Genomic DNA, 12,914 nt, shown 5'->3' with positions numbered 1-12,914 from the left:
CGTTCAGGGCGTCAGCGGGGGAAGTGGCGGCGGCGACTGCGGCGTCGAGACCGGCGGGGGTGCCGGTTGGACGCCCTTCTCCTGGCTGCTCTGGCGCAGCTGGCGGAGCTCCTGGCGCAGCTGGGCGGTGTCGCTGCCGATCGCGTTCAGCCGGGCCTGACCCCGCTCCAGGTTCTGCAGGCGATCCACGGTGGAGCGCAGTTGCTGCTCCAGGGCCGTGGTGCGTTCCAGGGCGCGGCTGTTCTCCAGGCCCCGGACGCGCTCCTGGAGCTCCTGGATCTGGCTGTGCTGCTGGCGGGTCTTGCCCACGAGCACCACGAACAGCACGACCAGCATGCTGGTGAGACCCATCTGCAGCCAGGGCACCCAGTCGGGCAGCTGGGACTGGGCACCGGATCGGTCGGGGGCAGTCAGCATCGGATCACTCGGCCGCGTACCTGATCCTGCCTGGCGGCGAGTGCTTTGACCATGCCTGCGGGCGACCATCAGCCGTGCCCGCGCCGGGCGGCGGCCCGCACGAGTTCCGCTTCGGTGGCCGCATACACGCTTGAGGCCTGCTCCGGACTGCGACCGATGCAGGTCATGCCCAGCTTGCCGAATTCGGAGAGGCATCCCAGCAGATGGAAGACACTGCCGCGCAGCTGGGCGGGGTCATAGTGCAGCCCAGCCTCCGCGACGATATCGATCAGATCGATCGGCAGCAGCCCCCTCAGGCGCGGATCACAGAGGTTGTCGGTGGCCTGGTAGCAGAGGGGGACGCCTGTGGGGGAGCGGTAGATCCCGCTGTCAGGATCCAGTGCCCCGCTGGTGATCGCGCTGAGGGCCATGTAGGGGTGGGTGGTGCCCCCNTGCCGCAGATTCACTTCGATCGCCTGGAGCTGCCAGGCATCACCGAAGCGGCGGGCGATGAAATCCACGGCATACCGCTCCAGAGCCCCCTCCGCCGCCAGGGCCTCGCCCACGGCCTGGCCGTGCCGCATCAGCTCACGCCGGTAGCCAGCGTTGGCCGGAAAGCGGCAGCTAGGTAGGTCTGGCCGCTGGCACCGCCGAGCACCTGTTCGTGGGTGGAGAGCACCTCCACCGTGCCCGGCCGACCGGACAGACCCGGGTGGATCGTGCCCTGCACACTGGGGGAGCTGAGCTCGTCGCCCCCCTCGACCCACGCCTCCACCAGAGCCCCCTGCTCGGCCAGCAGGTCGCGCCAGCGTGCCGAGGGCATCGCCAGCCGCTCCAGGGCCTGGCGCAGGCTCCGTCGACGACCCTTGGCGCTCAGCTCCGCCAGGCCCAGCGGTTCGAGGGCCAGCGGGGCGTTGCCTTCGCCGCTGAATCCCTCATTGAGCTTCACAACTGTCCGGCGCAGCTCCGGGTGGGCCTCCCAGAGCTCCGCCGTGGCTTCGCAGAGGTCGTCGAGGTTGTGAACCAACGGGCTGCCAGGTGGGTGGGGCACACCGCAGCGGGCGAACAGCTCCCGGCTGCCGGCCTTGCTGCCCCAGTGGCCCAGAGCAGGATCGGTGCCGAGCAGCGGCACCTGCAGCCGCTCGGAGAGTTCCTTCTCCAGCGCACTCACCACGAAGCAACTGATGAAGCTGCGACCCGGCCGCAGCAGTTCCGCCATGCGGGCCAGCAGAGAGGGCCGTTCCAGCAGCTTGGCGGTCAGGGGCCGGTTGGAAGCGTCATCGGTGTCGAAGAGGTGGAGGCGCCGGCGGGCATGGCTGGTGGGCACGCCCGGCAGCAGTTCGAGCACCGCATCGACCACCAGTTCGGCGATCGGCTTGCTGGTGACGTAGAGCATCCGCACCCCAGGATCCCGCAGCCGGATCAGCGAGAACAGCTGCCGCTCCTCGTAATGATGCGCGCCGGTGACCAGCTCCATCTGGCTCTGGTCCATCGAAAGCGATGGCACCAGCAGCACATCCACATCCGGTCCCTGGGAGGTGGAGGCCTGGCTCCATTCCGGCTGCAGCTGGGCCTGGAGTTCGCGAAAGCTGAGCGGTGTCATGGATCAGGCGATCAGGCGCTGAAGGCCTTCCGGGCTGGAATCGGGTAGGGGATGCGGCGGTGGCGCATGCGCTTCCAGACCCGCACGAAGGCCCTGATCAGCAGCTCCAGCTCGGCCCGGCTGATGCCGCTGCAGCTCAGCTGGCCATCGGCCTGGCGGGCCTCCACGATACGGCGGACCATGGCGCGGGCCTCCGCTTCCCTGGTGCCCGGCGGCAGGGAACGCAGCGCTGCCTCGCAGCCATCGGCCAGCATCAGGATCGCGGTTTCGCGGCTGCGGGGGGTGGGGCCCCTGTAGCGGAAGCGGGCCTCCGGCACGGTGGCGTCGCGCTCGCGGGCCTGGTGAAGGAAGTAGCCCATCTTCAGCGTGCCCTGGTGCTCGGGGATGAAGTCAGCCAGGGGCTTCGGCAGTCGGTGGCGACGGGCCAGCTTCAGACCCTCGTCCACATGGGCCTGCAGCACCGCGGCGCTGGCGAAAGGATCATCGAGCCGGTCGTGGGGGTTGCAATCCTCCTCCTGGTTCTCGATGAACCACTGGGGCCCATGGAGCTTCCCCACATCGTGATAAAGGGCGCCGGTGCGGACCAGATCCACATCGGCACCGATGCTCCGGGCACCCTCTTCGGCCAGGCCGGCGATCATCAGCGTGTGCTCGAAGGTGCCCGGCGCCTCGCAGGACAACCGCCGCAGCAGGGGCCGCTCCAGATCGGCCAGCTCCAGCAGCCTGGCCCGGGTGAGAAGACCGAAGAAGCTCTCCACCAGCGGCGCCAGCAGCAGACCACCCATCAGCAGACCACCCAGCAGCAGGGCCTCGCTGATCAGATCGAACTGGCCAGGCTGTCCGCTGCCCTCGAGCAGCAGCCACTGCAGCAGCACCGCGCCGCTGGGCAGCAGCACCGCGAGCTGGAGCAGTCCCGACCGCCGCCGCTGATGGGCCGCGCTGAGGGCGGCGATCGTGGCGGTGGCCGTCGCCACCAGCAGCCGCAGGGCCAGGCTGCTCGTCAGAGGCAGGGGCCATAACAGCGTGGCCGCCGCCAGCCAGGCCAGGCCGCAGACGCTGCCCAGTCCCTGGGCCAGTAGCAGGGTGGGCGGCACGAGCAGCACCAGCGGGCTGGCCACCGGCCCCAGCCACAGGTTCAGACCCTGGACCAGCAGCAACGTACCGAGGGCTAGCAGGGCCTGGCGGGGCTCCAGACAGGGGCGCCAGCGACGCAGCAGCAGCACCATCACAGCGGTGACGGCCAGGGCCTCGAGGAAGTGGCCCAGCCAGGCGAGCGGGCGTGGGCGCCGGTTGACAAGCCCGAAGTAATCGAGCACATCGAAGGCTTGGGGAGTGATTGGCTCCCCCTGGCGGGTGATCAGATCACCGGACCTCACCTGGATCGTGGGGATCCCCTGCTGGCTGACCAGGGCTTCGAGACGGCGCTGGCTCAGGGCGGGATCACTGCGCAGATTGGTCTGCCCCTGAAGCGTCCTCGCCAGCAGCCTGGCCCCAAGCTCCCGGCCCTGCGGCGGGAGGGATTCCAGCTGCAGCCTGGCGGCGGCGAGCAGCTGACCCTCGGCCAACCCAGGTGCCAGGCCCTGGCTGAGCATGCGGAGCTGGCCCTGGCGCAGATCCCGCTGCCATTGCGCCAGGGCCACGGGATCCTGCTGGCGCAGCCAGCTGCGCTCCGCAGCTGTGAGCTTCAGCGGCTCCACCCGGGGCTGATCCTCCTCGGCCAGCTGCTCCAGTTGCTTGAGGTTGGCCTCGAGCTGGCGAAACATCGCCTGATTGGCCTGCTCGTCCACCACCTGCACGGTGGTGCGCGGCAGCATCTGCTGACGGCGCTGCTCCAGGGCAGAGCTGTCCAGCACCCTGGCCGGCTTGGGTGCACGGGCCGTGAACGGTGCCGGCATGCCGATCGTCAGGTTGGGTTCCACCAGCCAGGGCCAGCTGGCCACCAGCGCCACCAGAATGCAGACCAGCAACACCGCGCCGCTGTCGCGCAACCGCCACGGCGTGATCCTCTGTTGGGGTTGCTCGGCGCGCAGCCAGGCATGCCAGAGGGAGTGCAGGCGCTGCCATCGCATGCCCCGACGCTAGCGACGGCGCGGGGCGGCAAGCTGGGGGCAGCGCGGCGCGTTTCCATGGCCACTCGCCTCGATGGTCGTCAGCTCGCAGCGGCGATCGAAGCCCGGCTCGCCGCCACCATCGCCGAGCGGCTGCCGCAGATCGGACGGCCTCCGGGCCTGGCAGTGTTGCGGGTCGGGGATGACCCCGCCAGCGGCGTCTATGTGGCCAACAAGGAGAAGGCCTGTGCCCGGGTGGGCATCACCAGCCTGGGTGCCCATCTGCCGGCGGCGACCAGCGCAGAGCAGGTGCTCAGCACGATCCAGCAGCTGAACGCCGATCAGGCCGTCGACGGCATCCTGCTGCAGCTGCCCGTGCCGGCGGGACTGGATGAGCGGCCCCTTCTGGCTGCCATCGATCCGGAGAAGGATGCCGATGGCCTGCACACCCTCAATCTCGGGCGGCTGCTCAAGTGCGAGCCGGGCCCGCGCAGTTGCACGCCCGCCGGCGTGATGGCCCTGCTGGCGGCAGCCGGCGTCGAGCTCGCCGGCAAGCGGGCGGTGGTGGTCGGCCGCAGCATCCTGGTGGGCCAGCCGATGGCGCTGATGCTGCAGGCCGCCCAGGCCACGGTGAGCATCGCCCACTCCCGCACCACCGATCTGGCTGCGCTCACCCGGCAGGCCGATGTGCTCGTGGTGGCGGCCGGCAAGCCTCGGATGATCGGGGCGGAGCACGTCAAGCCAGGCGCTGTGGTGGTGGATGTGGGCATCCACCGGCTGGAGCCCGAGCCGGGGGCAGGACCCGATGCCAGGGCGCGTCTCTGCGGCGATGTGCGCTACGAGGAGGTCGAGCCGATCGCCAGCGCGATCACTCCGGTGCCCGGTGGCGTGGGGCCGATGACGGTGACGCTGCTGCTGGTGAACACCGTGGTGGCCTGGTGCCGTCACCACGNTCTGGCGCATGGTCTGGGCGATCTGGTGCCCTAGCGCCGGCCAGACCGGGACGGGCGTCGGCGGGCTTCGCGGGCTCTGCCCTGGCGGTCGCCGTGGCACCCGAGAGGTTGCTGTGCCGCTGCAGTGACGGATCGCCTGAGAGAATCCCGCCAGCCCGGAGGCCCCTGGCCGAAGCTTCATGACTGCGGCGGTATCCACCCCCTTCGATTTCGCCGCCTATCTGGAGGCAGCGCGCCAGCGGGTGGAGGAGGCCCTCGACCGCTCCCTGGCGCCGGAGCGGCCTGAAAGCCTGCGGGAAGCGATGCGTTACTCCCTGCTGGCCGGTGGCAAGCGGCTGCGGCCGATCCTCTGCCTGGCGGCCTGCGAGCTGGCCGGCGGCAGCCGTGAGCTGGCCATGCCCACGGCTGTGGCGCTGGAGATGATCCACACCATGTCGCTGATCCATGACGATCTGCCCGCCATGGACAACGACGACCTGCGCCGCGGCCGGCCCACCAACCACAAGGTCTATGGCGAGGCCAACGCCATCCTGGCCGGCGATGCGCTGCTGACGCGTGCCTTCGAGATGGTGGCCCTGCGCAGTCCGGGTGTACCGGCGGAGCGGCTTCTGGCGGTGGTGGGGGAGCTGAGTCTGGCCTCCGGCGCGCCGGGCCTGGTGGGCGGCCAGGTGGTGGATCTGGAGTGCGAGGGCAAGGACGTCGACCTTGACACGCTCGAGTACATCCATCTCCACAAGACGGGTGCCCTGCTGAGGGCCTGCGTGCTCAGCGGTGCGCTGATCGCAGGTGCCCCCACCGAGCTGCTTGAGGCCCTGCGCACCTATGCCCGCGGGATCGGTCTGGCGTTCCAGATCATCGACGACATCCTCGACGTGACGGCGAGCAGCGAGGTGCTGGGCAAGACCGCCGGCAAGGATCTGACCGCCGACAAGACCACCTATCCCAAGCTGCTGGGGCTGGAGGAATCCCGCCAGCGGGCCGAAGCGCTGGTGGCGGAGGCNAAGGCCGCCCTGGTGCCCTTCGCTGCCGGCGGGAGCGGTGCCCTCAGGGCTGCCCCCCTGCTGGCCCTGGCCGATTACATCACCAGTCGCGACCGATGAGCGTCGACTCGTCCGCTTCGCCGCTCCTGCAGGGACTGCTCGACAACGGCCCTCTCTGGTGGGGATTGGCCGCCTGTGGGGTGGCCCAGCTCTCGAAGCTGGTGATCGAACTGGTGGTGCATCGCCGCTGGAATCCCAGGGTGCTGGTAGAAACCGGGGGCATGCCGTCCAGTCACTCGGCCCTGATGACCGGCACCGCCGCCTCCCTGGGCTGGCAGCTGGGCTTTGCCGATCCCTTGTTTGGCCTGGCGGCCGTGCTCTGCTTCGTGGTGCTCTACGACGCGGCCGGGGTGCGCCGCGCCGCCGGCCTCACCGCCCAGCGGGTCAACGGCCTGCCCGATGGCCTCNTGGGAGNACTCACCCCGAGACCCCCCCTGCCCTCAGACCCCTCAAAGAGAATCTCGGCCACACCCGCCTGGAGGTGCTGGTGGGCGCTGTGATCGGTCCGGCCGTGGCCCTGCCCGGACTCGTCTGGGTTGGATCTCCGCTGGCGCTGGCCCAGCACCTGGGAGTCTGGCTGCCGGTGGGCTGATCAGGCCGCCTCCCCATCCCTCCAGCTGCGCCTGATGCCGTGCTGCTCACCCCCGACCAGCAGGCCGCTACCGAGGCCTTCGCCAGCTGGCTGAAGGGTCCAGCCGAAGGCCGGCCGTTCGTGCTCAGTGGCTATGCCGGCACGGGCAAGACCACACTCTCGATGGCCTTTCTGGTCCAGGTGGAGGCGGCTGGACTGTGCTGGACGGTCGTGGCACCCACCCACAAGGCGGTCGGGGTGCTGCGTTCCCATCTGGCCGCGGTGGCCCTCACGCCCACCTGGTACCCCTCCACCATCCATCGCCTGCTGCGACTCAAGCTCAGGCGCCAGGGGGACCTGGAGCGTTGCGAGGAAACCGGCCAGACCGCCGCAGCCCTCGAGCATCTCGGCCTGGTCCTGATCGATGAGGCCTCGATGGTGGATTCCCAGCTGCTGGAGATCGCCCTGCGCTGCGCCCATCCGTTCGGCACCCGTCTGGTGTTCGTCGGGGACCCGGCCCAGCTGCCTCCGGTCGGGGAGCCGAGCAGTCCCGTGTTCGGCCTGGCCAGGGCCTGCTGCGCCCAGCTGCGCCAGGTGGTGCGCCACCAGGGGCCCGTGCTGCGGCTGGCCAGTGGGATTCGCGAGCAGGCGCTGCCCTGCCGGCGACCCCCGCCGCTGCCGCCGATCCGCACCGCCGAGGGCATGGTGGCCCTGCTCGACCGGGAGGAGTGGTTGCTAGCGGCTCAGACGGCCCTGCGCCGCTCGGCGGAAACCGACAATCCCGACCTGGCCCGCATCCTCTGCTACACCAACCGTTCGCTGGAGCAGCTGGTGCCGATCGCGCGCCGCGCCCTGCACGGTGAGATGGCCGACCAGCTGCCGGTGCTCCCCGGGGAGGTGCTGATCACCCGCGCGGCGGTGATGGCCCCCGCCTGCCGCCAGGGGGAGGAGATCGCCGAGGAACCCGACATGGTGCTCGGCTCCAACCGCGAGCTGGTGGTGCTGGATGTGGTGCCCGAGCGCTGTGACCTGGCGGAGTTCGGCGTTGCTGAGGCGGACCTGGCTGGGGATCTGCTGGAGGGGGGCCTGGCGGTGCCCCTGATCGACACGCTCACCGCCACGGTGCAGCTGGGTGACGGGCAGCTGCAGTTGCGCCTGCTGCCGCCGATCGGCAGCCCGGCGCGGGCCCGGCTCGATGCGGTGCTGGGCCGGTTGCGCGCCGCCGCCCGCGCCGCCGAGGCGTCGGCTGCCAGGGCTCTCTGGCGGCGTTTCTTCCTGGTGCGCGATGCCTTCGCTTCGCTGGGGCCGGCTGCGGTGCTCACCGTGCACCGCAGCCAGGGCAGCACCTTCGCCGAAGTGTTCGTCGATGCCGATGTGTTCTGGCCGAAGGATGCTGTGCTGCGCCGTCAGCTGGTGTATGTGGCGGTGAGCCGGGCGAGCCAGGCGGTGAGCCTGGTGGCCGGCTCCGCCAGTCACGCCGATCAGCAGCTCTGGCGCGAGTGGCTGCAGAGCGGCTGAGCCTCTCCGGGCCTGCCTTGCAGTGAGTTCCCGCTGCCTCCCGGCCCTCAGTGCCGGGTCAGTCCGAGGCCCTCGACGCCCTGCCAGCCCAGGTAGCCAGCCAGCGCGAGGCTGACCAGACCCATCACCAGATCCCCGCGGGTCTCGATCCAGGTTCTGCCGCCCAGCAGCAGCGGCAGCATCCGCTCGCGGCCCAGCAGCAGCAGCGCCAGCAGCGGCAGCAGCAGCAGCAGGCTGCACATCAGGCTGAACACCGCTGTGGCCAGGGCCTCCTGGGGGCGGGGCAGGCCGGCTTCCAGCAGGCTGCCGGCGGTCTTGGCGTAGAGCATCAGATCATCCGGAGCAGCAACCTGGAGCCCCGTGCTGATCCCCAGCAGCACGGGCAGAGGCATGGCGCCGAAGCGCTCCAGGCGGTTGCTCCAGCCAGGGGGGGCGGCTCCCTCGCTGGCGTTGAGCAGCTCCCGCAGCCCAAGGGCCAGCAGTGCTCCGGCTGCCAGCAGGTCCAGGCCGGTGCGGTGGGAGGTGCCTTTCTCCATGGTGAGCAGCAGGCCATGCCCCATGGTGAGCAGGCCCAGCACCATGNCGGCCGTGGTGACCAGCCAGGCCGCCACGAACCAGCCACCCCGCCGTAGCGGATCGGGACCGAGCAGGAGCAGCAGCAGCAGTCCGATGTGGAGGGNCGACAGGGAGATCGCCAGACCGAAGGCCGTGATTTCCCCGAGCAGGTGAGCCATCAGCGCTCCGATGCCGGTTCAGCGTCGCACCTCGAACCAGTCCTGGCCGGTGAGGCCGATCTGGCTGATGCCCACGCCGCTGACGCCGGCACCCTCAGGCCCGTGCTCGCACCAGAGCCGGAGTTCGGCGAGCTGTTCGGCCGTGCCTTCGGCCTCCACCTCGACCGAGCCATCCGGAAGGTTGCGGACCCATCCACCCAGCCCCAGGTCCCGGGCCCTGTCGCGGCAGCCGGCGCGATACCCCACCCCCTGCACTCTGCCCCGCACGATCAGGCGCCAGCGCTCGGTGGCGTTGGAAGCGCCGGCACCGCTGCGGCTTGCAGCGCCGCGCTCGAAGCGTGGGCTCTTGCTGCGGCGGCCAGCCGGAAGGGGATCACCGGGCAACCAGCCCAGTGGAGATGGAGCCAGCTGGCGTGCACGTTCGGCGTTGTCCATCCTTCGGTGTGGGTCGCCACCCCCCATCCTTCCATCTCCCACAGCGGTTGTCCCGGACCCATCGCCTGCAGCTGCCAACGATGGAATTCGTGCCCGGAGAAGCGTTCACCCCGCCGCACCAGCAGCCCCTGCGTCAGGGCGGTGGCCTGGCGATAGCCGAGGCTCAGCTCCCCCCGGCAGGCATCGAACGGCAGTAACCCAGCCATGCGGTGCCGGCCTCCCTGGGGGTCTGTCAGATGCCGGCCCAGCAGCAGCAGCCCGCCGCATTCCGCGGCGATCGGCAGGCCGTTCCCAGCGGCCTGCTGCAGGGACCCGATGCTGCGACGGCAGGCCTCCAGCCGGGCGGCGTGGAGTTCCGGGTAGCCACCTGGGATCACCACGGCCCGGGTGCCGGCGGGCAGGGGCTGATCGGCCAGCGGGCTCCAGGGCTGAGGCTCCAGTCCTGCGGCTCTAAGCAGTTCCTCGCCCTCCGGATAGCGGAAATGGAACGCGGCATCGCTGGCCACGGCCACCAACGGCCTCAGACCCTGGGCGTCGGTTGGATCGGCGGTGATCTGGCCCAGGCCGGCCCGGGCCACGCACCACTGAATCGGCTGACCTTCGCCGTACAGGCGTGTCGCTGGCCGGAGCAGGTGCTCCAGCCGTTCCAGATCCAGGTGCCGCTCGGCCAGTGTTGCCNAGCGCTGCTGCCGGTCGGGCAGATCGGCCAGCTCGCCCGGGGGCAGCAGTCCCAGATGGCGGGAGGGCAGTTCCAGGGCCGGGTCGGAGGGCAGGATGCCCAGCAGCGGCACGTCGATGCTGGCCAGGGCTTCGGTCAGCAGGCTCCTGTGCCGCGAGCTGCTGACCCGGTTGAGCACCACCCCCGCCAGTCGGATGGCGGGCGGGCCGTGATCCCGGAATCCCCGCACCAATGCGGCCAGCGACCCCGCCTGCCGGGAGGCTTCCACCACCAGCACCACCGGCAGGTCGAGCAGGGCGGCCACGGCGGCGGAGCTGCCGCTGGTGCCGGGGCCGCGCCCATCGAACAGGCCCATCACCCCTTCCACCAGAACCTGATCGGCGCTGCTGCCATGCCAGGCGAAGCTCCGCTCCACCCAGCCATCGCCACACAGGAGCGGATCGAGGTTGCGGCAGGGGCGCCCGCTCACACGGCTGAGCAACTGGGGATCCAGGTAGTCGGGCCCCACCTTGAACGGCTGCAGCGTCAGGCCGCGCCTGCGGGCCACGGCGGCAAGACAGAGGCTCAGCAGGGTCTTGCCACTGCCGCTGCAGGGTGCGCCGATCAGGCAGGCCATCAGTCCGGCAGCAATCTCGCCGCCAGCCGCGCGGACGCGGCCATCAGGGGATTGGTGGTGTCGTGGCCGCCGGAGAGCAGTCGCGCCAGCTCCATCTCCTCGCTCTCATTCGGCAGCGGCACCACATCCTCGGCCAGTTCCATCGAGGCCATGCCGCCGGCCTCCAGTCGCATGCAGCCCCCCGATTCGGAGCAGAGGATCACGCACAGGGGCGGACGGCCCTCGGGAGCGCAGATCAGGCGCAGGCCCACCAGGGCTCCGGGATGGAGCTTGGGGCTTCCCACCGGCACCGGCATCAGCCGGAACTGCACCGACACGCCATCGGTGCGCTGGAATTCGGCGCCGATCCCCTCGCCCTCCTCGACCCGGTAGGTGTCCACCAGGTGCCAGCCCAGTCGATCCGCGAGCCAGGCCGTCAGCAGCAGGCCCTTGAGCGGGTGGTCGCCCTCCACGTCGACGTCGAGCTGCACCACGTGCTCCAGGGCATTGCGGCGCGACGGCGGGTCGAACACCATCGCCAGCGACTCGCGCCAGGTGCGCAGCCGCAGCCAGTTGAGATCGTTCACCGCCTGGCCGGCCTCGATGCGCTCCACCAGCAGATCGATGCAGCGTCGGGGTTGGCCGAGCGAGCTGTCGACCACCAGCCGGCGCGGAGGGGGTGCCAGGTCGTCGAGCAGCTGGGGCGCTTCATCGAGGCTGCTGTTCCACCACACCCAGCACGGCAGCTCGGGGGGGATCAGCGGCTGCACCAGCGGCAGGGCCTGCTCGAGGGATCCGCGCCCGCCGCGCAGCACCACCACATCGCCGCACGCCTGGCCGCCGCCGCCCTCCTCCGGCAGCGGGCAGTAGGCCGCCACCAGGGTCTCCAGGCCGCGGCCCTCATCCAGGCTGGGGGCCAGGGTGATCAGTCGCCGCGGCGTGAGGCCACTGATCGCGGCGCTCACGAACTGGCCCCGCAGGTCCTCCATGGGCCGGTTGCCCGGCTGCTGGCCCAGGGCCCAGGCCAGGCGCTGATCCATCACGGCGGTGCTGAGCGGCAGACCCAGTTCGGGCACGGCGGCCTTGGCGGCCTGGATCACGTCCCTCTCCAGCAGCCCGGTGAGCCCGCAACTGACGCGGCCGGTGCGGATCAGGTGCTGCTGCAGCCAGGAGGGTTCGTAGACCACCAGGCTGAAGCTGGCGGCGCCACTGGAGTGCTGCAGGTCTTCGCCCCAGAGGCGTTCCAGGTAGGCGGTCACCTCCTGGGGCGGCAGGGCGGTTGGGGCCTGGAGGGTGAGCTGGGCAGCCATGAGGATCGGGGGCGGTCGGCGTAGCGGCGGGGGGGCGGGGTCAGGGACGCCGCCAGACGAGGCCGTCGTCGGCCAGGAGGTTGTCGGCGGCGGCGGGACCCCAGGTGCGGGCCTCGTAGGGATGCACGGGCAGCTGCCAGGGGGACTCCTCCATCAGCTGCAGCAGCGGGGTGTAGAGCCGCCAGGCTGCCTCCACCTCGTCGCTGCGGGTGAACAGGGTGGGATCGCCGAGCATGGCGTCGGCCAGCAGCCGCACATACCCCTCATCACTGGGCTCGCCGAAGCTTTCGTCGTAGCTGAAGGCCATGTCGACCGGGCGACTGCGCATGCCGGATCCGGGAGCCTTCACCTCGAAGCAGAACTCGGCACCCTCATCGGGCTGGATGCGGAGGATCAGCTGGTTGGGGGTGGGGGCGCCGCCGGCGGCGTCGAACAGATGGACCGGCGCCTCGCGGAAGGTGAGCACCACCTCCGAGAGGCGCTTCGGCAGCCGCTTGCCGGTGCGCAGGTAGAAGGGCACCCCCTGCCAGCGCCAGTTGTTGATGAACAGCTTCATCGCCACGTAGGTCTCGGTGGTGCTGTTGGGGTTCACGCCCGGCTCCTGGCGGTAGCCGGGGATCGGCCGGCCGGCCGATCCCCCCGGGCCGTACTGGCCGCGCACGCAGCAGGTCCAGGCCTCCTCCTCACTGGCCAGACGGGCGGCCTGCAGCACCTTCGCCTTCTCGTTGCGGATCGCCTCCGGATCGAACCGCCCCGGTGGCTCCATCGTGGTGAGGGCCAGCATCTGGGTGAGGTGGTTCTGCACCATGTCGCGCAGGGCCCCGCTGGTCTCGTAGTAACCGGCCCTCTCCTCCACCCCCACCGTTTCGGCGGCGGTGATCTGCACGCTGGCGATGTAGTTCCGGTTCCAGATCGGCTCGAAGATGGTGTTCGCGAAGCGCAGCACCAGGATGTTCTGCACCGTCTCCTTGCCGAGATAGTGGTCGATGCGGAAGATCTGCTGCTCCTTGGCACAGGCCTGCACGATCCGGT

At 70.5% G+C, this 12,914-nt stretch carries 10 protein-coding genes and 2 pseudogenes; 4 read left to right on the top strand and 8 right to left on the bottom strand.

Annotated features, from left to right (window positions below; genetic code table 11):
* Positions 1–3 precede the first annotated feature (3 nt).
* The 3 genes and pseudogenes from SYNGFB01_RS10155 to SYNGFB01_RS10145 all read right to left on the bottom strand — a co-directional run bounded on the left by SYNGFB01_RS10155 (position 4) and on the right by SYNGFB01_RS10145 (position 4,068).
* A complete protein-coding gene (locus SYNGFB01_RS10155; RefSeq protein WP_048017932.1) occupies positions 4–417 on the bottom strand; it encodes a hypothetical protein in 414 nt (137 codons plus the stop codon).
* Positions 418–485: 68 nt separating this feature from the next.
* Positions 486–1,999, bottom strand: a pseudogene (locus tag SYNGFB01_RS10150) (peptide ligase PGM1-related protein).
* 11 nt (positions 2,000–2,010) lie between these two features.
* Complete coding sequence (locus SYNGFB01_RS10145) at positions 2,011–4,068, bottom strand: HDIG domain-containing metalloprotein (protein WP_048017931.1); 2,058 nt, start codon at positions 4,066–4,068, stop codon at positions 2,011–2,013.
* A 57-nt stretch (positions 4,069–4,125) separates the two neighbouring features.
* Here SYNGFB01_RS10145 and folD point away from each other — a divergent pair, with 57 nt between their 5' ends.
* From folD to SYNGFB01_RS10125, 4 genes and pseudogenes are all read left to right on the top strand, one after another.
* Positions 4,126–5,034 (top strand): bifunctional methylenetetrahydrofolate dehydrogenase/methenyltetrahydrofolate cyclohydrolase FolD, encoded by a 909-nt coding sequence (folD, locus tag SYNGFB01_RS10140; protein ID WP_048017930.1) that lies wholly within the window; start codon positions 4,126–4,128, stop codon positions 5,032–5,034.
* Between the two features lie 145 nt (positions 5,035–5,179).
* Positions 5,180–6,100 carry a geranylgeranyl diphosphate synthase CrtE gene (gene crtE / locus SYNGFB01_RS10135; protein WP_048017929.1) on the top strand — a complete coding sequence of 307 codons (921 nt, stop codon included), beginning with the start codon at positions 5,180–5,182 and terminating at the stop codon, positions 6,098–6,100.
* Positions 6,097–6,632, top strand: a pseudogene (locus SYNGFB01_RS10130) (divergent PAP2 family protein). The gene crtE and the pseudogene SYNGFB01_RS10130 overlap by 4 nt, the downstream one beginning before the upstream one ends.
* Before the next feature lie 39 nt (positions 6,633–6,671).
* Positions 6,672–8,129 (top strand): AAA family ATPase, encoded by a 1,458-nt coding sequence (locus SYNGFB01_RS10125; RefSeq protein ID WP_235300099.1) that lies wholly within the window; start codon positions 6,672–6,674, stop codon positions 8,127–8,129.
* Between the two features lie 47 nt (positions 8,130–8,176).
* Here SYNGFB01_RS10125 and SYNGFB01_RS10120 read toward each other — a convergent pair whose 3' ends face one another.
* The 5 genes from SYNGFB01_RS10120 to zwf form a co-directional block, all read right to left on the bottom strand.
* Entirely contained in the window at positions 8,177–8,863 is a 687-nt protein-coding gene (locus tag SYNGFB01_RS10120) for a GAP family protein (protein ID WP_048017927.1), read from the bottom strand.
* 18 nt (positions 8,864–8,881) lie between these two features.
* Positions 8,882–9,130 carry an acylphosphatase gene (locus SYNGFB01_RS10115; protein WP_048017926.1) on the bottom strand — a complete coding sequence of 83 codons (249 nt, stop codon included), beginning with the start codon at positions 9,128–9,130 and terminating at the stop codon, positions 8,882–8,884.
* A gap of 2 nt (positions 9,131–9,132) precedes the next feature.
* The gene (locus SYNGFB01_RS10110) at positions 9,133–10,593 is read right to left on the bottom strand and encodes a cobyrinate a,c-diamide synthase (RefSeq protein WP_048017925.1); all 1,461 of its coding nucleotides are present in this window, start codon (positions 10,591–10,593) and stop codon (positions 9,133–9,135) included.
* On the bottom strand, positions 10,593–11,882 hold the full coding sequence (locus tag SYNGFB01_RS10105; protein WP_048017924.1) for a glucose-6-phosphate dehydrogenase assembly protein OpcA: 1,290 nt from the start codon (positions 11,880–11,882) through the stop codon (positions 10,593–10,595). Before SYNGFB01_RS10105 ends, SYNGFB01_RS10110 begins: the two co-directional genes overlap by 1 nt.
* A 40-nt stretch (positions 11,883–11,922) precedes the next feature.
* The coding region (gene zwf, locus SYNGFB01_RS10100) for a glucose-6-phosphate dehydrogenase (RefSeq protein WP_048017923.1) at positions 11,923–12,914 on the bottom strand (992 nt) is incomplete at its 5' end.

This window comes from Synechococcus sp. GFB01 (assembly GCF_001039265.1).
In the GTDB taxonomy this organism is placed as follows: domain Bacteria; phylum Cyanobacteriota; class Cyanobacteriia; order PCC-6307; family Cyanobiaceae; genus NIES-981.
Note: the sequence above shows the minus strand (reverse complement) of the source record. Positions and strands in the feature narration are given on the sequence as shown.

Excerpts from the sequence above, each read along its gene's own strand:
- SYNGFB01_RS10105 (WP_048017924.1), bottom strand. The coding sequence starts at position 11,882 with ATGGCTGCCCAGCTCACCCTCCAGGCCCCAACCGCCCTGCCGCCCCAG.
- SYNGFB01_RS10145 (WP_048017931.1), bottom strand. The coding sequence starts at position 4,068 with ATGCGATGGCAGCGCCTGCACTCCCTCTGGCATGCCTGGCTGCGCGCC.
- SYNGFB01_RS10155 (WP_048017932.1), bottom strand. The coding sequence starts at position 417 with ATGCTGACTGCCCCCGACCGATCCGGTGCCCAGTCCCAGCTGCCCGAC.